Below are 19,903 nucleotides of genomic sequence, written 5' to 3'. Positions count from 1 at the left end.
CGCGTGGTGGCCGCTCACGTTCATGTGTTGGCCACGCGCGGGCGCGTGTTGGCCACGCGCGGGCGCGTGTTGGCCGCCCCCACGCGTGCGTTGGCCACTCACGTTCATGTGTTGGCCGCCCCCGCACGCGAGTTGGCCACCCGCGCGGAAGGGCGGCGCGGCAGATCGACAGCCGTCAGGGCTGGTCGGCCCAGGCCTGTTTGTGCAGGCGCCGCAAGGCGCGGACGGCCTCGACGGCCCGGTCCCTGTCCACGGCCTGGATCGCGAGGATGCCGTAGTACTCGTCCTCCGGGAGCTCCAGCCGGGCGAAGGACGCGCCGTCGGGGAAGCTCACCGACAGCACCTCGAGCCAGCTGAACCGCTTCTGCAGCAACAGAACGTTGCGCACCTCGATGCCTTCGGCGTCGGCCCGCACGCGCGGCGTGGCGAACAGCAGCGCGCCCAGCGCCAGCACGATCCCGACGCCCATCATCGCGACCTGGTCCGACACCTCGAAGATCGCGCCGGTGTTCGAGCTGCGCAACAGGATCGCGACCACCGCGAACGCCACCACGAGCACGATCGCGAGCACGACCGACATCCACGCCGCCTTGAACGGCCGGATCACCACGGTCTCGCTCTGCTGCTCGGTCACGGCCGCGTTCACACGAAACCCTTCTCGGTCCACGGCTGGCGCAGGCCCCGCAGCACGTGCGCCGTGTCCAGCGCCGCCTGCGTGGCCTCACGGCCCTTGTCCTCCGCCGAATCCGGCAACCCGGCGCGGTCCAGTGCCTGCGCCTCGGTCTCGACCGTCAGCACGCCGTTGCCGACCGGAGTGCCCTCGTCGAGCGCCACCCTCGTCAGCCCCGCCGTCACCGCGTCGCACACATACTCGAAATGCGGAGTACCGCCGCGGATCACGACGCCGAGCGCCACGACCGCGTCATGCGTCCGGGCCAGCGACTGCACCACCACGGGCAGTTCGACCGCGCCCGCGACCCACACCACCGTGGGCTCCTCGGCGAGCTTGGCCTCCTTCGCGGTGGCGATCGCCCGCTCCAGCAAGGCTTCCGTGATGTTCGCGTGCCAGCGCGTGGCGACGATCGCGAGCTTCAGGTTCTCGCACGAGCTCAGGTCGAGCTCGACGTCCGGCCGTCCTTCACCGCTCACTGTGCCGCGCCTTTTCCGTTCGGTGCCGGGTCGAAGTCGGCGCCGACCTGGTCGAACTCCTCGAGGTTGGACAGGTCGTGGCCCATCCGGTCGCGTTTGGTGCGCAGGTAGCGCACGTTCTCCGGGTTCGGCGAGATCGGCAGCGGCACCCGGCCGGTGACCTGCAGGCCGTAGCCCTCCAGCCCGACCCGCTTGGCCGGGTTGTTGGTCAGCAGCCGCATCGAGCGAACGCCGAGGTCGCACAGGATCTGCGCGCCCGTGCCGTAGTCGCGCGCGTCGGCGGGCACGCCCAGCGCCAGGTTCGCGTCCACCGTGTCGGCGCCCAGGTCCTGCAGCTGGTACGCCTGCAGCTTGTGCAGCAGGCCGATCCCGCGGCCCTCGTGCCCGCGGATGTAGAGCACCACGCCGCGGCCCTCGTCGGCGATCGCCTGCAGGGCCGCCTCCAGCTGCGGGCCGCAGTCGCAGCGCAGCGAGCCGAACACGTCGCCGGTCAGGCATTCGGAGTGCACCCGGACCAGGATGTCCTCGCCGTCGCCGATGTCGCCGTAGACGAACGCGACGTGCTCGATCCCGTCCAGGAGGCTGTCGTAGCCGACCGCGCGGAACGTGCCCGCGGCGAGCGGAATCCGCGCCTCGGCGACCCGCTCCACCTGCTTCTCGGTGCGGCGGCGGTACGCGATCAGGTCGGCGATCGTGATGATCTCGAGGTCGTGGTCGGCGGCGAAGACCTGCAGCTCGTCCCGCCGCGCCATGTCCCCCTCGTCCTTCTGGGAGACGATCTCGCACAGCACCCCGGCCGGCTGCAGCCCGGCGAGGCGGGCCAGGTCGACCGACGCCTCGGTGTGGCCGGGACGGCGCAGCACGCCGCCCTCCTTCGCGCGCAACGGCACGACGTGCCCGGGGCGCTTGAGGTCGGAGGCCTTCGAGTCCGCGCTCGCCAGCAGGCGGATGGTGCGCGAGCGGTCGGCCGCCGAGATGCCGGTGCTGATGCCCTCGGCCGCGTCCACCGTCACCGTGTACGCGGTGCCGCGCACGTCCTGGTTCGTGTGGTACATCGGCGGCAGGTCGAGCCGCTCACAGGTCTCCGGGGTCAGCGACACGCAGACGTAGCCCGAGGTGTAGCGCACCATGAAGGCGAGCAGCTCCGGCGTGGCCTTCTCGGCCGCGAAGATCAGGTCGCCCTCGTTCTCCCGGTCCTCGTCGTCCACCACGATCACCGGCCTGCCGTCGGCGATCGCGGCGATGGCCCGCTCGATGCCCGCGGTGTCCACCGGCACTCCTGCGCCGCACGGCGTCCCTGCACTCACGTTGGCCTCCCGGGTCCCAGCCTCAAGCTCCATTGTGCTCCGCCGCGCCCCGCAGATGCGGCGTGGCCAGCTTCTCGACGTACTTGGCGAGCACATCCACTTCGAGGTTGACCAGATCGCCCGGCTCGGCGCGGCCCAGCGTCGTCAGCTCCAGTGTGGTCGGGATGAGCGCCACCGTGAACTCGTCGTTCGTCACACTCGTCACGGTGAGCGAAATCCCGTCCACCGCGATCGAGCCCTTTTCCACGATGTAGCGGGACAAACCGGACGGCAACGCGAACCGGGTCAGGCCGTTGTCGTCGCGGGAGCGGAACACCCCGGTGCCGTCGACGTGGCCCTGCATGATGTGCCCGCCGAGGCGGGCGCCGACCGCGGTGGCCCGCTCCAGGTTGACCCGGTCGCCGGTGGCGATCTTGGCCAGCCGCGAGCGTTGCAGGGTCTCGTTCACCACGTCCAGGGTGAACTCGTCCCCGCGCACCTCGACCACGGTGAGACAGACCCCGCTGACCGCGATCGAATCGCCGTGGCGGGCGTCGGAGCTGACGACGGGACCGCGCACGGTGAGACGGGCCGCGTTGGGCAGCTGCTCGACCGCGGTGATCTCGCCGAGCTCCTCGACAATGCCGGTGAACACTGGCGTCTCCTGTTCGTTCAGCGCGCGGCGGCTTGCGCGCGCAGCGCGGCCACGGCCTTGCCGGGGTCTTCGGCGCCGTAGACGGCGGAGCCGGCGACGAAGCAGTCGACCCCGGCCTCGGCGGCCTGCTCGATGGTGTCGGCGTTGATCCCGCCGTCGATCTCCACGATCACGTTGAGGTGCCCGGTGTCGACCAGGCGGCGCGCGGTGCGGACCTTGTCCAGCACGTCCGGGATGAAGGACTGGCCGCCGAACCCGGGCTCGACCGACATCACCAGCAGCGTGTCGTAGTGCTTGAGGGTTTCGAGGTGATCCTCCAGCGGGGTGCCGGGTTTGACCGACAGCCCGGCCTTCGCGCCCGCCGCGTGCAGGTTCTTGGCCAGCATCACCGGGTCCGACGCCGCTTCGACGTGCACGGTGACGTTGTAGGCGCCGGCCTCGGCGTACCCGATGGCCCAGTGGTCCGGGTCCTCGATCATCAGGTGGCAGTCCAGCGGCAGGTCGGTGGCCTTGAGCAGAGACTTCACCACCGGCAGGCCGAGGGTCAGGTTCGGCACGAAATGCGCGTCCATCACGTCGACGTGCACCCAGTCGGCGCGCGTCTCCCCTTCCCCCGCTACGGCGTTGATCTCCTCGCCCAGCCGGGCGAAATCGGCGGACAGGATGCTCGGGGCGATGAGGGAACGGTGGCTCACGGTTACGCAGTGTAGAAGGTCAGACCGGCAGCAGTTCCAGCGCCGTCGCCCACGATTCCGCCAGCTGGGACACCGTGGCCCCCGCCGAGGTGAGCGCGTCGAGGTGGCCCTGCCACGCCGGGTGCCCGGCGCGGGCGGGACTCACCTGGTACGCCACCGCGACGGTGACCGCCGGATCGCCGAGGACGTCGCCGAGCACCGTGAGGGCCTGGTTGTCGGCGAGGCCCAGGGCGAGCTTCGCGACCGAGTTCGCGCTCGCGGGGGCGAACAGGAACACCCCGGGGTCCGGATGCGGCCGCGGCTGCCCCGGCAGGCGCGACTCGCTGCGCACCGGCAGGTCGGTCAGCTCCCGCAGGCGGGCGAGCTCGCCGGCGTGCTCGAGCCAGCTCGCCGCGGTCGGCGTCAGCGTGATCGCCAGCCGCCACCCGCGCGCCACCGCGGGTTCGGCGAGCTCGGTGCGGAAGCGCGTGTCGAGCCCGCCGCACGAGCTGGCGACGAGACCGAGGACTTTCAACGCACCCGCAGCGCGGCGAAGAACATCGCGTCGGTGCCGTGCCGGTGCGGCCACAGCTGCACGTACGGCCCGTCGCCGAGGAGCGGGACGCCGGGGAAGAACTCCCGCGCGTCCACGATCTCCGCCTTGGCGCGGCGGGCCACCTCGGCGACCACGCCTTCGGTTTCGGCCAGGTGCGGCGAGCACACGACATACGCCACGACGCCGCCGGGGCGCGCGAGTTCGAGCGCCGCCGTCAGCAGCTGCCCCTGCAGTTTCGTCAGGTCCGCGACGTCGGAAGGCTTACGGCGCCAGCGCGATTCCGGGCGGCGGCGCAGCGAACCGAGCCCGCTGCACGGCGCGTCGACGAGGATCCGGTCGAATCCCGGCTCCAGCCCGGATTCCCGGCCGTCGCCGACGTGCACGGTGACCGGCAGCCCCGCCGTCGCCTGCTCGACCAGGCGGGCGCGGTGCGGGGCCTGCTCGACGGCGTCGACCGTGGCGCCCGAGATGCCCGCGAGCGCGCCCAGCAGCGCGGCTTTCCCGCCCGGTCCGGCGCACAGGTCCAGCCAGCGTTCGTCGCTGCCCTCGACCGGCACCTTCGTCAGCGCCACCGCGCACAGCTGGCTGCCCTCGTCCTGCACCGCGGCGAGTTTTTCGCGGATCGGCTCGGAATCCGCCGGGTCGCCCGCGCCCGCGGGCAGGTGCACGCCGTAGGGCGAGTACGGCGCCACGTCGCCGCCGGTGATCGCGGCCAGCTCGTCCGCGCTGATCTCGCCGGGGCGCGCCACCAGGTGCACCTCGGGCCGCGTGTCGTCGGCCTCCAGCGCGGCCTTCAGCTCGGCTCCCTTGTCCCCCAGCGCTTCCGCGAAGGAGCGGGCCACCCAGCGGGGGTGCGCGGTCCGGAGCGCGAGGTTGCCGATCGCGTCCTTCTCCGGGTCCGGCGCGAGCTCGTCCACCCAGGCCGCTTCGTCCTTTTCGGACACTTTGCGCAGCACCGCGTTGACGAACCCGGCCACGGGCGAACCGGCTTCCAGCCGGGCCATGTTGACCATCGAGTCGACCGCGGCGTGCTCCGGGATCCGGGTGCGCAGCAGCTGGTAGGCGCCCAGGCGCAGGCAGTCCAGCACAACGCCGTCCACTTTGGACACGGGGCGGTCGACGTTGGCGCCGATGATCTCGTCCAGCAGGCCCTGCGCGCGGCATGTGCCGTACGCCAGCTCCGTGGCCAGCGAGGCGTCCCGGCCGGAAAGCTTGCGCTGGCGCAGCAGATCGGGCAGCACGAGGTTCGCGTAGGCGTCGCGCTCGCGGACCGCGCGCAGCACCTCGAACGCGACCCGGCGCGCCGGGTCCTCGTACGGCGGCGGGCGGCGCGGGCCTTGTTTTCGCGGCGCGGGCCTGCTCCGTTGCGGCCTCGACGGCCGTTGCTGACGTTCGCCGCTCATGACAGGCGCTCCCCCTGGTCGATCCTCGTGCCGCGCGCCCAGTCGGTGGCCGCCATCCGTTTCTTGCCCTGTGCCTGCACTTCGCCGAGGCGTACCGGCTGGGTCGCCGTGCCCGCCACGACCCGCTTCCGCTCCACGCGCAGCTCTCCCGGTGGCAGCGGGTCCTCGTCGAGCACCGTGACCGCGCCGAGTTTGAGGCGTTCGCCGCGGAACTCCGTCCAGGCGCCCGGTTCCGGGGTCACGGCCCGGATCAGCCTGTCCACGGCGTGCGCCGGGTCGGTGAAGGTGACCTTCGCGTCCTCGACCGTGACCTTGGGCGCGTAGCTGACCCCGTCCGGCGGCTGCGGGACGGCCTCGATGGCGCCGTCCTCGATGCCGTCCATTGTGGACACCAGCAGCCGGGCTCCGGAGTGGGAAAGCCGTTCGAGGAGCGCGCCCGCGGTGTCGGTGGGTTCGATCTTCTCGGTGACCACCCCGAAGACCGGGCCCGCGTCGAGTTCCTTGACGATGCGGAAGGTGGAGGCGCCGGTGATCTCGTCGCCGGCCCGGATCGCGGCCTGCACCGGGGCGGCGCCGCGCCACGCGGGCAGCAGCGAGAAGTGCAGGTTGACCCAGCCCTGCGGCGGGAGGTCGAGCGTGCGCTGCGGCAGCAACGCGCCGTACGCGACGACCGGGCAGGCGTCGGGGGCCAGCTCGCGCAGCCTGTCGAGGAACTCCGGTTCCCCGGCCTTGGCCGGGGTGAGGACCTCGATGCCGTGCTCGTCGGCCAGCGCGCCGACCGGCGAGCGGACGAGCTTGCGGCCCCGGCCCGCCGGCGCGTCGGGACGGGTGACCACCGCGACGACCTCGTGCCGGGGCGAGTCGAGCAGTGCCCGCAGCGAGGGCACGGCGGGTTCGGGGGTACCGGCGAACACCAGGCGCATCAAGGCACCTCGGCGGTTTCAGGCTGGGAAGGCATCGTCGGCCAGTCTATGGCCAGGGGCGCGGACCCGGCTGAGCGGCCGGAGCGCGGTGGTTCCCGGGCAGCGGCGCGGCTCGCTTCGGATCGTCAGCCACGGGCGGTTCGCTGCGTCTCGCGCCGGAAGCTAGATCAGCTCCAGGGGGCGAGCTGTTTGCCAACGGGCTCGGGTCTCCGGCCATGCGGCGCCACCGGGCGCTAGATCAGCTCCAGCGGATCCAGCTGGATGCGCACCGGTTCTGCTTCCTTGCGGGCTACGCGTCGCGCTTGGGCCGTGGCCAGGACGTTCGCCAGGGCGCGGCCTTCGGCGCGGGGGACGCGCACCAGCGCGCGCTCCCGGTCCGTGCGGCCGTCGTCGTCCATCTCGCCGAGCGGGACCGGGCCCAGGACCTCACCGGAGCCGGGCAGCGCCAGCTCGTCGAGCAACGCCGCGACGGCTTCGGGCGTGCCTTCGAGGCTCGCCATCCGCACCGCGGGCGGGAAACCCAGTTCGCGCCGCTCCGCCAGTTCGCGTTCGGCGTGCCACGCGGGGTCCCAGCGCACCAGCGCCTGCACCGGCGTCAGCCCGGCTTCGGCGCCCACCACGATCCGGCCGCCCGCCGTCGCGGGGCGCACCAGCGCCGCCGCGGCCATCCAGCGCCGCAAAGTCTCTTCCGCCGCCCGCAGATCCTGCCGGCCCAGCAACGCCCAGCCGTCCAGCAGCAACGCCGCGCCGTAGCCGCCTTCGGCCACCGGCTCGGCGCCCGGCGTGCACACCACCAGCGCCGGTTTGCCCGGCACCGTGGACAACACCTCCTGCGCGCCCGACGTCCGCACCGCGAACCCGGGGAACGCGCGGCCGAGCTCCTCCGCCGTCCGCTTCGAGCCGACCACGACCGCCCGCAACCGCTGAGAACCGCAAGTGGCACAACGGAAACCGCCCTCGGGGGAACCGCACCAGCGGCAGCTCGGCGCCCCGGAACCGGTCAGCGCCAACGGCCCCGCGCAACGACGACAGTGCGCCGGCGCCCGGCAATGCGCGCACGCCAGCGCCGGGACGTAACCCCGCCGCGGCACCTGCACGAGCACCGGCGCCCCACCGCCCAGCGCCTGCCGCGCGGCCTCGAACGCCACCGACGGCAACCGGGCCGCGCGCGCCGCTTCGTCGCGCGCCACATCGAAATCCTCGCCGACCGGCGTGACACGGGGCGCCGCGCGCCGCAGCTCTTCGCGCGCCGCCACCACCGGATGCGCCCACCCCGACTCGACGAGCAGCTGCGCTTCGGCCGTGCGCGCGAACCCGGCCACCAGCATCGAGGCCCGCTCCGCGTGCGCCCGCAGGATGAGCACGTCCCGCACCTGCGGATAGGGCATATGCGGGTCGACGTGCAGATCGTCCCCGTCGTCCCAGACCACGAACAGGCCCGGATCGGCCACCGGCGCGAACATCGACGCCCGCGTGCCGACCACGATCGGCGCCGAGCCCCGTGAGACCGCCAGCCACCGCCGGTACCGCTCCGCCGGGCCGAGGTCCGCGGACAACCCGACCACGGCGTCCTCACCGGCCAGCTCCACGCACGCGGCGTGCACCCGCGCGAGGTCCCGCTGATCCGGGACCACCAGCACGGCGCCACGCCCCCCGGCCGCCACGACCGCCGCCGCTTCCGCCAGCCGCCGCGGCCAGTCTTCGCCCGGCAGCGCCTGCCACACCGCGTGCGCCTGTTTCTTGCCACGCAACGCTTCCAGGAACGCCGCGCCCCGCTGATACCGGGACCAGGCCGCGGCCTCAGGCGCCGCCGACACCTCCGCGCGCGGCCTCGCCGGCTCGGCTTCCGCCTTCGCGTGCCGCGGCGGGATCGCCAGCCGCAGCACGTCGATCATCGTGCCGCCGTAGCGTTCGGCGACCGTCCTGGCCAGCGTGGCCAGCTTCGGGCCGAGCACGGGCTCGCTGGAGGTGACCCGTTCCAGGAACGCCAGCCGCCCCGTGTGCTCGGTGGTGCCGGCGCGTTCGATCAGGAACCCGTCGACGAGCTGCCCGGCGAAGCGCACCCGCACGCGGGCGCCGGGAACCGCGTCGGCGTCCAGTTTGTCCGGTACCTGGTAGTCGAACGTGCGGTCCAGATGCGCCAGCGGCACGTCGACCACGATCCTGGCGATCGGGTCGACGGCCGCCGCTTTCTGCTGTCCCTTGCGCGCCCGGGATTTCCCCGGCGCCGGTTTCGGCTTGGGGAGGTCCCACAGGGGTGTCGTGTGCCCGCCGTCAGGCACCGGCGGCGGAACGGAGTGCTTCGGCGCGATCGGTGTTCTCCCACGGCAGGTTCAGCTCGGGCCGGCCGAAATGACCGTACGCCGACGTGGGCGCGTAGATGGGGCGGAGCAGGTCCAGGTCGCGGATGATCGCGGCCGGGCGCAGGTCGAACACCTCGGTGATGGCGCCCTGGATCTTCGACGGGTCCACCGTCTCGGTGCCGAAGGTCTCGACGAACAGCCCGACCGGGGCCGCCTTGCCGATCGCGTACGCCACCTGCACCTCGACCCGCGTGGCCAGGCCCGCGGCCACCACGTTCTTGGCCACCCAGCGCATCGCGTACGCCGCGGAGCGGTCCACCTTCGACGGGTCCTTGCCCGAGAACGCGCCGCCGCCGTGCCGGGCCATCCCGCCGTAGGTGTCGACGATGATCTTGCGCCCGGTCAGCCCGGCGTCGCCCATCGGGCCGCCGATGACGAACCGGCCGGTGGGGTTGACCAGCAGCCGCACGTCCGCGGAGTCCAGGTCGAGCCCGTCCAGTTCCGGGGCGACCACGTGCTCGCGGATGTCCACGCCGAGCATCGAGTCGAGGTCGATGCCCTCGGCGTGCTGGGTGGAGACCACCACGGTGTCCAGCCGCACGGCCTGCTCACCGGCGTACTCGATGGTCACCTGGGTCTTGCCGTCCGGGCGCAGGTAGGGCAGCACGCCCTCCTTGCGGACCCGGGTGAGCCGCTGGGAAAGCCGGTGCGCCAGCGCGATCGGCAGCGGCATCAGCTCGGGCGTGTCACTGCACGCGTAGCCGAACATCAGGCCCTGGTCGCCCGCGCCCTGCCTGTCGATCTCGTCGAGCGCGTTCTCCAGCCGCGACTCGTACGCGGTGTTCACGCCCTGCGCGATGTCCGGCGACTGCGAGCCGATCGCGACGTTCACGCCGCAGGAGTTCCCGTCGAACCCCTTGGCCGAGGAGTCGTAGCCGATGTCCAGGATCCGCTCCCGGACGATGGTCGGGATGTCCGCGTAGGCCTCGGTGGTCACCTCGCCCGCAACGTGCACCTGACCGGTGGTGATCAGCGTTTCCACGGCGACCCGGCTGCGTGGATCCTTGGTCAGCAACGCGTCCAGGATCGAGTCACTGATCGCGTCGCAGATCTTGTCGGGATGACCTTCCGTCACCGACTCCGACGTGAACAGCCTGCGGGTCTCGGTCACGACGCACCTCACATCCCCTCAACTCCATGGGCTTGGCCAGCCTACTGAGTTAAACCTAAGCGGACGGTCAACGGCGCATGAACTCGGCCACCGCATCCCACAATGTGGCCGCCAGCTGCGCTTTCGGCCCACGCGGAATAGGCCGTTCGGCCCCGTCCGCGGCCAGCAGCCAGCCGGCGTTGTCCTCGGCCTCGAAGGCGCCACCCTCCCCGACCGAGTTGACGACCAGCAGGTCACAGCCCTTGCGGGCGAGTTTGGCGCGGCCGTGGTCGAGCACCGAGCCGCGCTCGTCCCCGGTCTCGGCGGCGAACCCGACGATGGCCTGGCCCGCACGCCTCTTCTGCACCAGTTCGGCCAGGATGTCCGGGTTCCGGGTCAGCGTGACGACCGGGTCCGGGACGTCGTCGGATTTCTTGATCTTGAACTCGGCGCGGGCCGAGGGCCGGAAATCGGCCACCGCGGCGGCCATCACGACCACGTCCGCGTCCTGCGCGCGCTCCTGCATCGCGTCCCGCAGCTGCGCCGCGGTCGAAACGTGACGAAGATCAACTCCGGCGGGCGGCGGCAGCTCGGCCGTGTGCCCCGCGACGAGCGTGACCTCCGCGCCGCGCTGCGCGGCCACCCGCGCGATCGCGTACCCCTGCTTGCCCGACGACCGATTGCCCAGGTAGCGCACCGGGTCCAGCGGCTCACGAGTGCCGCCCGCCGACACGACGACGCGCAGCCCCTCGAGATCACGCGGGAGCGCGGTCCGCGACGCCAGCAGAAGCCGGGCCAGGTCGACGATCTCGGCCGGGTCGGCGAGCCGCCCCTTGCCGGTGTCCACGCCCGTCAGGCGCCCCGCCGCGGGCTCGGTGACGACCACGCCGCGCGAGCGCAGCAGCGCCACGTTGTCGCGGGTGGCAGGGTGCTCCCACATCTCGGTGTGCATCGCCGGGAAGAACGCGACGGGACACCGCGCCGTGAGCAGGGTGCTGGTCAGCAGGTCGTCCGCGCGGCCGTGGGCGGCGCGGGCCAGCAGGTCGGCCGTGGCGGGCACGACCAGCACGAGGTCCGCTTCCTTGCCGACGCGGACGTGCTGCACCTCGGGCACCTCGGTGAACACGCCCGTGTGCACCGGATGCCCCGACAGCGCTTCGAAAGTGGCCGCGCCGACGAAGTTCAGCGCGGCCTCGGTGGGCACCACGCGGACGTCGTGACCGGATTCGGTCAGCCCGCGCAGCACCTCGCAAGCCTTGTAGGCGGCGATGCCGCCACCCACGCCGAGGACGACGCGGGGCTTGTCACTCACCTTCGGTGTGCTCGAGCAGGCCGCCGTGGATCTCGCGCAGGGCGATGGACAGCGGCTTCTCGCGCGGGCCCGGCTCGACGAGCGGGCCGACGTACTCCAGCAGGCCCTCGCCGAGCTGGGCGTAGTAGTCGTTGATCTGGCGTGCGCGCTTGGCGGCGTAGATCACCAGCGCGTACTTGGAGCTGACCTTCGCCAGCAGGTCGTCGATCGGCGGGTTGGTGATGCCCTCGAGCTCTTCACCGTGGATACCCAGCGCTGCGGTCACTCGTTCTGCTCCTGAATGGTTTCGAAGTCGGCGTTCATCAAGTTTAACAACTGCTCCGCGGCGTCCCGCACGTCGGCGTTGACGACGCGGGCGTCGAACTCCCCCGCGGCCGCCAGCTCGCGCTCCGCCTCGGCCAGCCGCGCCTTGACCGCGGCCTCCTCCTCGGTGCCGCGCCCGGTCAGCCTGCCGACCAGTTCCTGCCAGGACGGCGGCATCAGCATCACCAGGCGCGCGCCGGGCATGGCCCGGCGGACCTGCCGGGCGCCCTGCAGCTCGATCTCCAGCACCGCGGGGCGGCCCTCGGCCAGCGCCCGCTCGACCGGCTCGCGCGGGGTGCCGTAGCAGTTGCCCGCGAACTCCGCGTGCTCCAGCAGCTCGCCCGCGGCCACCATCTTGTCGAAGACGGCCCGGTCGACGAAGTGGTAGTGCGCCCCGTCGACCTCGCCGGGCCGGGGAGCCCGGGTGGTCACCGAAACGCTGAAGTAGATCTCCGGGTCCAGCTTCCGCAGCTCCGAGACCACGCTGGACTTGCCGACCCCGGAAGGACCCGAGACGACGGTGAGCCGGCGCCTGGGCCGACGCCCGGGAACCGGCTCACCGTGCCGCGTGCGGCCGGGGGTGCCGGCCGCCACCGCGTGGTCGTTGCCCGTCTCGCTCACTCGCCGCTGAACTCGGCCAGCAGCGCCTTGCGCTGCCGGTCGCCAAGGCCGCGGAGCCGGCGGCTCGGCGCGATCTCCAGGCGTTCCATCGTCTGCTGCGCGCGCACCTTGCCGACGCCGGGGAGAGCCTCGAGCAGAGCCGAAACCTTCATCTTGCCGAGGATCTCGTTTTCGTCGGCCTGCTTGAGCACGTCGGTCAGGGTGATGCCGCCCCGCTTGAGGCGTTCCTTGAATTCGGCACGGGTACGTCGAGCGGCAGCGGCCTTCTCCAGCGCCGCCTTGCGCTGTTCCTCAGTCAGCTGGGGAAGTGCCACGTTTTTCCTCCGTAGTACTCAAAATTCCGGGTGGGTGACGCGACGGTACCCACCCCGGGCCACCGGCCACAATGCGGGGGTGGCCGGTCAGTTCGAATGGCCAGGCCTGATATTAGCCCTCCCGTCACCCACCGCCACCCTCAACGGAAACGCTGCGCGTTACTGTCCGAACTCCAATTCGGCCAACGAAGACCGGATCCGCCGCACCTGCTCACGCAGCGCCCGCGGGTCCGGCCCGTGCCGCAGCAGGTCCCTCGACGAAGCCGGGAGCACGCCCGGCAGTCCCGTTCCGAACACCGCCCGAAGATCGCTCACGCCCGCCCCCTGGGCCCCGAAACCGGGTGCCAGGATGGGCCCGTTCAAGGCGCCCAGTTCCAGCTCTCCCGGGGGCACCGTGGCCCCGACGACGACGCCGACGTCCCCGAGCGGCCCGGCGCCCGCGTTGACGGCCGCCACCTCGTCCACAATGGACTGCGCGACGGTCTTTCCGTTGCCCAGCAAGGCTTTCTGCAGTTCCGCGGCCTCGGGGTTGGACGTGCGGGCGAGCACGAACACGCCCCGCCCGCTCGCCCGCGCCGTTTCGATCGCCGGTGCGAGCGATCCGAACCCCAGGTACGGCGAGACCGTCACGGCGTCCGCGGCGAGCGCTGTGTCACCACTCAGATACGCGGTGGTGTAGGCGCCCATCGTGGAGCCGATGTCGCCCCGCTTCACGTCCAGCAGGACGAGCGCCCCGGCCTCCCTGGCCCCCGCGATCACGCGCTCCAGCACGGCGATCCCAGGGGCCCCGTAGGCCTCGAAGAAGGCCGACTGGGGCTTGATCACCGGGGCCTCGGCGGCCAGCACCTCGGTGGCGGAGAGGGCGAATTTTTCCAGCCCCGACACCGTGCGTTCGAGGCCCCATGCGTCCAGTAACCCCGGGTGCGGGTCGATGCCGGCGCAAAGATTGCCGCGTTCGGCAATCTTCGCGCTCAGCTTTGGGCCGAACGGCCCAGTCACGAGTTCGCCCGCAGCGCCGCCTGGAGGTCCTGGAGCGAGCGCACCCCGATGTCGCCGCGGATGAGCGCCTCGATCCCGTGCACCGCGGCCGCCGCGCCCTGCACCGTGGTGACGCACGGGATGTCGCGCGAAACCGCGGCGGTGCGGATCTCGTAGCCGTCGATGCGGGGACCGCTGTTGCCGTACGGGGTGTTGATCACCATGTTGACGCCGCCGTCGAGGATGATCTCCACGATGTTCGGCCCCGGCACGGCCGAGCCCGCCGCGTCCTCGCTGTGCTTGCGCACCTCGGTGCAGGCGACCCCGTTGCGGCGCAGCACTTCCGCCGTGCCGGACGTGGCGAGGATCTCGAACCCGAGGTCCGCCAGCCGCTTCACCGGGAACACCAGCGCCCGCTTGTCGCGGTTGGCCACCGAGACGAACACCTTGCCCGAGGTCGGCAGCGAGCCGTACGCCCCGGCCTGGGACTTCGCGAACGCCTCGCCGAAGGAGGTGTCCACGCCCATCACCTCGCCGGTCGACTTCATCTCCGGCCCGAGCAGCGAGTCCACGCCCTTGCCCTCCGGGGTGCGGAAGCGGTGGAAGGGCAGCACGGCCTCTTTGACCGCCACCGGGGAGTCCGCGGGCAGGTGCCCGCCGTCGCCCTCGGCGGGCAGCACGCCGCGGGCGCGCAGGTCCGCGATGCTGGAGCCGGTCATGATCAGCGAGGCCGCCTTCGCCAGCTGCACGCCGGTGGCCTTCGAGACGAAGGGCACCGTGCGCGAGGCGCGCGGGTTGGCCTCCAGCACGTAGAGCACGTCGTCCTTGAGCGCGTACTGGACGTTCAGCAGCCCGCGCACGCCGACGCCGCGCGCGATGGCCTCGGTGGAGGCGCGCACGGTCTCCACGTCCTGGCGGCCCAGGGTGATCGGCGGCAGCGCGCACGAGGAGTCGCCGGAGTGGATCCCGGCCTCCTCGATGTGCTCCATGACGCCGCCGAGGAACAGCTCCTCGCCGTCGAACAGCGCGTCCACGTCGATCTCGATCGCGTCGTCGAGGAAGCGGTCCACCAGCACCGGGTGCTCGGGGGTGACCTCGGTGGCGCGCTGGATGTAGCCCTCCAGCGAGGGCTCGTCGTAGACGATCTCCATGCCCCGGCCGCCCAGCACGTAGGACGGGCGCACCAGCACCGGGTAGCCGATCTCGTCGGCGATCCGCTTGGCGCCCTCGAAGGACGTCGCCGTGCCGTACGCCGGCGCGGGCAGCCCGGCGTCGCCGAGCACCTCGCCGAACGCGCCGCGGTCCTCGGCCAGGTTGATCGCGTCCGGGGACGTGCCCACGATCGGCACGCCCGCGTCCGCGAGCCGCTTGGCCAGCCCGAGCGGGGTCTGCCCGCCCAGCTGCACGATCACGCCCGCCACGGTGCCCGAGTTCTGCTCCGCGTAGACGACTTCGAGCACGTCCTCGAACGTCAGCGGCTCGAAGTACAGGCGGTCGGAGGTGTCGTAGTCGGTGGACACGGTTTCCGGGTTGCAGTTGACCATCACGGCCTCGAACCCGGCGTCCCGCAACGCGATCGCCGCGTGCACGCAGGAGTAGTCGAACTCGATGCCCTGGCCGATCCGGTTCGGCCCGGAGCCGAGGATGAGCACCTTCGGCTTGTCCGGCTGCGCGGTCACCTCGGACTCCGCGGCGGGATCGGCCTCGTAGGCCGAGTAGTGGTACGGCGTCCGCGCGGCGAACTCCGCCGCGCAGGTGTCGACGGTCTTGAACACGGGCCGCACGCCGAGGCGGTGCCGCAGCGCGCGCACCCCGTCCTCACCGGCCAGCTCCGGGCGCAGCGCGGCGATCTGCTTGTCCGACAGACCGGTGCGCTTCGCTTCGCGCAGCAGATCGGCGTCGAGCACCGGCGCGTCCCGCACCTCGGCGCCGACCTCGCCGATCAGCGCGATCTGGTCGATGAACCACGGGTCGAGCCCGCTCGCCTCGTGCACCTGCTGCACCGTCGCGCCCAGCCGCAGCGCCCGCTCGACCGCGTAGAGCCGGCCGTCGTGCGGGGTGCGCATCGCTTCGAGGGTGTTCTCCAGCGTCGCGCCCTCGGGGTCGGGCCGCGTCCAGAACCCGGCCGCCTTGGTGTCGATGGAGCGCATGGCCTTGCCCAGCGCCTCGGGGAAGCTGCGGCCCAGTGCCATCGCCTCGCCGACCGACTTCATCGTGGTGGTCAGCGTCGGGTCGGCCCCGGGGAACTTCTCGAAGGCGAACCGCGGCACCTTCACCACGACGTAGTCCAGCGACGGCTCGAAGGAGGCCGGGGTCTCGCCGGTGATGTCGTTGCGGATCTCGTCGAGGGTGTAGCCGATGGCGAGCTTCGCGGCGATCTTGGCGATCGGGAACCCGGTGGCCTTCGAGGCCAGCGCCGACGAGCGGGACACGCGGGGGTTCATCTCGATGACGACCATCCGGCCGTCGGCGGGGTTGATCGCGAACTGGATGTTGCAGCCGCCGGTGTCGACCCCGACCTCGCGCAGCACGGCGATGCCCACGTCGCGCATGTGCTGGTACTCGCGGTCGGTCAGCGTCATCGACGGGGCCACGGTGACCGAGTCGCCGGTGTGCACGCCCATCGCGTCCACGTTCTCGATCGAGCAGACCACCACGACGTTGTCGTGCCGGTCGCGCATCAGCTCGAGCTCGTACTCCTTCCAGCCGAGCACGCTCTCCTCGATCAGCACCTCGGTGACCGGGGATTCGCTCAGCCCCACCGAGGCGAGCCGCTCCAGCTCCTCGTCGGTGTGCGCCATGCCCGAGCCGAGCCCGCCCATCGTGAACGACGGGCGGATGACGACCGGCAGGCCCAGGTCCGCGACCGTCTCGCGCACCTCGTCCATCGAATGGCAGACCTTGCTGCGCGGCACCTCGCCGCCGATGGTCCGCACGATGTCCTTGAACTTCTGGCGGTCCTCGCCGCGCTGGATGGCGTCGATGTCCGCGCCGATCAGCTCGACCTGGTACTTCTCCAGCACCCCGCGCTCGTGCAGGGCGACCGCGGTGTTCAGCGCGGTCTGCCCGCCGAGGGTGGCCAGGATCGCGTCGGGGCGCTCGGCCGCGATGACCTTCTCCACGAAGTCGGCGGTGACCGGCTCGATGTAGGTGGAGTCGGCGAACTCCGGGTCGGTCATGATCGTGGCCGGGTTCGAGTTCACCAGGCTGACCCGCAGGCCCTCCTCGCGCAGCACGCGGCAGGCCTGGGTGCCGGAGTAGTCGAACTCCGCGGCCTGCCCGATGACGATCGGGCCGGAGCCGATGACGAGAACGTGCTCGATGTCTGTCCGCTTCGGCATTACTGGCTCTTCTTCTCCATCAGTGCGGCGAATTCGTCGAACAGCGGCGCGGCGTCGTGCGGGCCGGCGGCCGCTTCGGGGTGGTACTGCACCGAGAACGCGGGCACGTCGGCGCAGCGCACGCCCTCGACGGTGCCGTCGTTCGGGCAGTAGTGGCTGACCTTCGCGGCGCCGAACGGCGAGTCGAAGACCTGGCCCGGTTCGCCTTCCAGCGCGAACCCGTGGTTCTGCGCCGTGATCGCGACGCGGCCGGTGTCGGTGTCGATCACCGGGATGTTGATGCCGCGGTGGCCGTAGCGCATCTTGTACGTGCCCAGCCCCAGCGCGCGGCCGAGGATCTGGTTGCCGAAGCAGATGCCGAACAGCGGGATCTCGCGGCGCAGCGTCTCCTCGGTCAGCGCGACCGCGTGCGCCTGGGTCTCCGGGTCGCCGGGGCCGTTGGACAGGAACACCCCGTCCGGCTCGACCGCCAGGATGTCCTCGATCGTGCTCGACGAGGGCAGCACGTGCAGCTCGATGCCGCGGCGGCTCATCTGCCGGGGCGTGTTGGACTTGATGCCCAGGTCCAGCGCCGCGACGCGGAAGCGCCGCTCCCCCTCGGCCGCGACCACGTACGGCTGGGCCGTGGTGACCTCGCCCGCCAGGTCCGCGCCCTTCATCGGCGGGCTCGCGAGCACCTCGGCCACCATCGCCTCTTCGGCGGCGAGCGCGTCCCCGGAGAACACCCCGGCGCGCATCGCGCCCCGCTCGCGCAGATGCCGGGTGAGGGTGCGGGTGTCGATCCCGGCGATGCCGACCACGCCCTGGCGGGCCAGCTCGTCGTCGAGGCCCCGGCGCGAGCGCCAGTTCGAGGGGGTGCGCGCGGGATCGCGCACGACGTAACCGGAAACCCAGATCCGGGCCGACTCGTCGTCCTCGTCGTTCCAGCCGGTGTTGCCGATCTGCGGCGCCGTCTGCACCACGATCTGGCGGTGGTATGACGGGTCGGTCAGCGTCTCCTGGTAGCCGGTCATGCCGGTGCAGAACACCGCCTCGCCGAGCGTGCGCCCCTGCGCGCCGTACGCCGAGCCGCGGAACACGCGGCCGTCCTCCAGCACCAGCGCCGCGGGTGTACGCGTGCTCACTGGGCCCCTCCCTTGCTCTTGTGGGTCAAGCTTTCCATCCACTGTGGATAGACGCCGTGGTCGTCCCCCCGGAACCCGGTGTCCAGCTCCACTTCGCCGAGGCGCCAGGTGAGGATGAGCAGGCTGTCCGAGCCCATCACCTTCCCGGCGATCGCGCTGCCCCGTTTGATGTCCACAATGGACTCTTCCGGGATCCAGAAGCCGGGCGCGCCGGCCCGGTCGACCTCGATCCCGCCCGCGTACCGGCGCAGCACCGCGCGCCCGCGCAGGCCCATGCCGCGGGTGACGATCCTGTCCTGCCAGTTCCCCGCGGTGGTCGTGCTCACGTAGAGGCCCTTGGCCTCGAACTCCACCTCACCCGGCTCCTCGGGCAGCTGCGGGAAGGGCGCGACGCGCGCGCTCTGCGAACGCGCCTTGCGCCGCCAGCCCACGCGCATCCCCCACACCGCGAGCAGGAAGAAGGCGAGGACGACCAGGACGAGAATGAAGCGCTCCATTACCCAATCTTCCCTTCACGCGCGGTGATCCGCCCGCGCAACAGCGTGAGTGTCACCACGCCCGGCAGCCGCATGCCCTCGTACGGGGTGTTCGCGGCGATACTCGCCAGCTCGGCGCCGCGCACCGTCCACTCCGCGTCCGGGTCGACCAGCACCAGGTTGGCCGGCTCCCCCGTCTCCAGCGGACGGCCGTGGTCGGGCAGCCCGGCGATCTCGGCGGGCCGCTCGCTCATGACCCGCGCCACGCCGCGCCAGTCCAGCAGCCCCGTGCGGACCATCGTCTCGGCGACCACGGACAGCGCGGTCTGCAGGCCGAGCATGCCCGGTTTGGCGACCGCCCATTCGCAGTCCTTGTCCTGCACCGGATGCGGGGCGTGGTCGGTGGCGACGCAGTCGATCACGCCCTCGGCCAGCGCGGCCCGCAGGCGGGCGGCGTCGCCCCCGGTGCGCAGCGGCGGGTTGACCTTGTTGACCGGGTCGTAGGTCTCCAGCCGGTCGTCGGTGAGCAGCAGGTGGTGCGGGGTGACCTCGGCGGAGACCCGGGTGCCCCGGTCCTTCGCCCAGCTCAGCACGTCCGCGGTCCCCGCGGTGGACACGTGGCAGACGTGCAGCCGCGCCCCGGCGTGCTGGGCGAGCAGGCAGTCCCGGGCCACGATCGACTCTTCCGCCGAAGCGGGCCAGCCCGCGTAGCCGAGCCGGGAGGCGCGCTCGCCTTCGTTCGCCTGCGCGCCGACGGTGAGCCGCGGCTCTTCCGCGTGCTGCGCGATGACGACGCCCAGCGCCGTCGAGTACTCCAGCGCCCGCCGCATGATCAGCGGGTCGTCGACGCAGTGCCCGTCGTCGGAGAAAATCCGGACGTTCGCGGCCGATTTCGCCATCGTGCCCAGCTCGGCGAGCTGCTCGCCCTTGAGCCCGACGGTGACCGCGCCGACCGGATGCACGTCGACCAGCCCGGCTTCCCTCCCCCGGCGCCACACGTGCTCGACGACGACCGAGTTGTCGGCCACCGGATCGGTGTTGGCCATCGCGAACACCGCGGTGTAGCCGCCCAGCGCCGCGGCGGCCGAACCGCTTTCCACGGTTTCGGCGTCCTCACGGCCGGGCTCGCGCAGGTGGGTGTGGAGATCGACGAAACCGGGCAGCAGCACCTGGCCGCCCGCTTCGACCACCTCGGTGTCGCCGGAAACCGCGGGCGAACCGATTTCGGCGATGATCCCGTTCGAAACCAGGACATCCACCGGTTCGCCTTCGCCGTAAAGCCGGGCGCCCTTGATCAATACCCGGTCGCTCACGCGCACTCCTCGCTTCGCTCGT

19 protein-coding genes are annotated in these 19,903 nt (G+C 72.0%); all 19 read right to left on the bottom strand.

The genetic code is table 11. From position 1 onward, the window contains the following. Positions 1-175 precede the first annotated feature (175 nt). Complete coding sequence (locus FPZ12_RS17375; RefSeq protein WP_144749683.1) at positions 176-646, bottom strand: PH domain-containing protein; 471 nt, start codon at positions 644-646, stop codon at positions 176-178. Beyond that, the gene (ribH, locus tag FPZ12_RS17370) at positions 643-1,149 is read right to left on the bottom strand and encodes a 6,7-dimethyl-8-ribityllumazine synthase (RefSeq protein ID WP_144749681.1); all 507 of its coding nucleotides are present in this window, start codon (positions 1,147-1,149) and stop codon (positions 643-645) included. The genes FPZ12_RS17375 and ribH overlap by 4 nt, the downstream gene beginning before the upstream one ends. Continuing rightward, entirely contained in the window at positions 1,146-2,489 is a 1,344-nt protein-coding gene (locus FPZ12_RS17365; protein ID WP_424923613.1) for a bifunctional 3,4-dihydroxy-2-butanone-4-phosphate synthase/GTP cyclohydrolase II, read from the bottom strand. The genes ribH and FPZ12_RS17365 overlap by 4 nt, the downstream gene beginning before the upstream one ends. Next, positions 2,479-3,090 (bottom strand): riboflavin synthase, encoded by a 612-nt coding sequence (locus FPZ12_RS17360; protein ID WP_144749679.1) that lies wholly within the window; start codon positions 3,088-3,090, stop codon positions 2,479-2,481. The genes FPZ12_RS17365 and FPZ12_RS17360 overlap by 11 nt, the downstream gene beginning before the upstream one ends. A gap of 17 nt (positions 3,091-3,107) precedes the next feature. Beyond that, the gene (gene rpe, locus FPZ12_RS17355) at positions 3,108-3,785 is read right to left on the bottom strand and encodes a ribulose-phosphate 3-epimerase (protein ID WP_144749677.1); all 678 of its coding nucleotides are present in this window, start codon (positions 3,783-3,785) and stop codon (positions 3,108-3,110) included. 19 nt (positions 3,786-3,804) lie between these two features. After that, the gene (locus tag FPZ12_RS17350) at positions 3,805-4,299 is read right to left on the bottom strand and encodes a flavoprotein (RefSeq protein ID WP_144749675.1); all 495 of its coding nucleotides are present in this window, start codon (positions 4,297-4,299) and stop codon (positions 3,805-3,807) included. After that, on the bottom strand, positions 4,296-5,723 hold the full coding sequence (locus FPZ12_RS17345) for an RsmB/NOP family class I SAM-dependent RNA methyltransferase (protein ID WP_144749673.1): 1,428 nt from the start codon (positions 5,721-5,723) through the stop codon (positions 4,296-4,298). The genes FPZ12_RS17350 and FPZ12_RS17345 overlap by 4 nt, the downstream gene beginning before the upstream one ends. After that, positions 5,720-6,646 carry a methionyl-tRNA formyltransferase gene (gene fmt, locus FPZ12_RS17340; protein ID WP_144749671.1) on the bottom strand — a complete coding sequence of 309 codons (927 nt, stop codon included), beginning with the start codon at positions 6,644-6,646 and terminating at the stop codon, positions 5,720-5,722. Before fmt ends, FPZ12_RS17345 begins: the two co-directional genes overlap by 4 nt. Before the next feature lie 233 nt (positions 6,647-6,879). Beyond that, positions 6,880-8,928, bottom strand: a complete 2,049-nt coding sequence (locus FPZ12_RS17335) for a primosomal protein N' (RefSeq protein ID WP_144749669.1) — start codon at positions 8,926-8,928, stop codon at positions 6,880-6,882. Beyond that, positions 8,921-10,102, bottom strand: a complete 1,182-nt coding sequence (gene metK, locus FPZ12_RS17330; protein ID WP_144749711.1) for a methionine adenosyltransferase — start codon at positions 10,100-10,102, stop codon at positions 8,921-8,923. Before metK ends, FPZ12_RS17335 begins: the two co-directional genes overlap by 8 nt. Before the next feature lie 85 nt (positions 10,103-10,187). Beyond that, the gene (coaBC, locus tag FPZ12_RS17325; protein WP_144749667.1) at positions 10,188-11,411 is read right to left on the bottom strand and encodes a bifunctional phosphopantothenoylcysteine decarboxylase/phosphopantothenate--cysteine ligase CoaBC; all 1,224 of its coding nucleotides are present in this window, start codon (positions 11,409-11,411) and stop codon (positions 10,188-10,190) included. Further along, a complete protein-coding gene (rpoZ, locus tag FPZ12_RS17320; RefSeq protein ID WP_091507578.1) occupies positions 11,404-11,676 on the bottom strand; it encodes a DNA-directed RNA polymerase subunit omega in 273 nt (90 codons plus the stop codon). The genes coaBC and rpoZ overlap by 8 nt, the downstream gene beginning before the upstream one ends. Continuing rightward, positions 11,673-12,335, bottom strand: coding sequence for a guanylate kinase (gene gmk / locus FPZ12_RS17315; RefSeq protein ID WP_144749665.1), 663 nt, complete (start codon positions 12,333-12,335; stop codon positions 11,673-11,675). The genes rpoZ and gmk overlap by 4 nt, the downstream gene beginning before the upstream one ends. After that, positions 12,332-12,649 carry an integration host factor, actinobacterial type gene (gene mihF / locus FPZ12_RS17310; protein ID WP_144749663.1) on the bottom strand — a complete coding sequence of 106 codons (318 nt, stop codon included), beginning with the start codon at positions 12,647-12,649 and terminating at the stop codon, positions 12,332-12,334. The genes gmk and mihF overlap by 4 nt, the downstream gene beginning before the upstream one ends. Positions 12,650-12,808: 159 nt before the next feature. After that, positions 12,809-13,648 (bottom strand): orotidine-5'-phosphate decarboxylase, encoded by an 840-nt coding sequence (pyrF, locus tag FPZ12_RS17305; RefSeq protein WP_144749661.1) that lies wholly within the window; start codon positions 13,646-13,648, stop codon positions 12,809-12,811. Continuing rightward, positions 13,645-16,968, bottom strand: a complete 3,324-nt coding sequence (carB, locus tag FPZ12_RS17300; RefSeq protein WP_144749659.1) for a carbamoyl-phosphate synthase large subunit — start codon at positions 16,966-16,968, stop codon at positions 13,645-13,647. Before carB ends, pyrF begins: the two co-directional genes overlap by 4 nt. Further along, positions 16,968-18,092 carry a glutamine-hydrolyzing carbamoyl-phosphate synthase small subunit gene (gene carA / locus FPZ12_RS17295; RefSeq protein ID WP_144749657.1) on the bottom strand — a complete coding sequence of 375 codons (1,125 nt, stop codon included), beginning with the start codon at positions 18,090-18,092 and terminating at the stop codon, positions 16,968-16,970. Before carA ends, carB begins: the two co-directional genes overlap by 1 nt. Beyond that, complete coding sequence (locus tag FPZ12_RS17290) at positions 18,089-18,589, bottom strand: PH-like domain-containing protein (protein ID WP_144749655.1); 501 nt, start codon at positions 18,587-18,589, stop codon at positions 18,089-18,091. Before FPZ12_RS17290 ends, carA begins: the two co-directional genes overlap by 4 nt. Next, entirely contained in the window at positions 18,589-19,881 is a 1,293-nt protein-coding gene (locus FPZ12_RS17285) for a dihydroorotase (RefSeq protein WP_144749653.1), read from the bottom strand. The genes FPZ12_RS17290 and FPZ12_RS17285 overlap by 1 nt, the downstream gene beginning before the upstream one ends. Positions 19,882-19,903 lie beyond the last annotated feature (22 nt).

Source organism: Amycolatopsis acidicola (assembly GCF_007713735.2).
GTDB classification, from domain to species: domain Bacteria; phylum Actinomycetota; class Actinomycetes; order Mycobacteriales; family Pseudonocardiaceae; genus Amycolatopsis_E; species Amycolatopsis_E acidicola.
The sequence above is the reverse complement of the archived record's forward strand: the minus strand, read 5'-3'. Positions and strand labels throughout refer to the sequence as shown.

What these genes read in the sequence shown, in the direction of transcription:
- carB (WP_144749659.1), bottom strand. Translation starts at nt 16,968, where the DNA reads ATGCCGAAGCGGACAGACATCGAGCACGTTCTCGTCATCGGCTCCGGC.
- FPZ12_RS17290 (WP_144749655.1), bottom strand. Translation starts at nt 18,589, where the DNA reads ATGGAGCGCTTCATTCTCGTCCTGGTCGTCCTCGCCTTCTTCCTGCTC.
- fmt (WP_144749671.1), bottom strand. Translation starts at nt 6,646, where the DNA reads ATGCGCCTGGTGTTCGCCGGTACCCCCGAACCCGCCGTGCCCTCGCTG.
- FPZ12_RS17345 (WP_144749673.1), bottom strand. Translation starts at nt 5,723, where the DNA reads ATGAGCGGCGAACGTCAGCAACGGCCGTCGAGGCCGCAACGGAGCAGG.
- FPZ12_RS17365 (WP_424923613.1), bottom strand. Translation starts at nt 2,489, where the DNA reads ATGGAGCTTGAGGCTGGGACCCGGGAGGCCAACGTGAGTGCAGGGACG.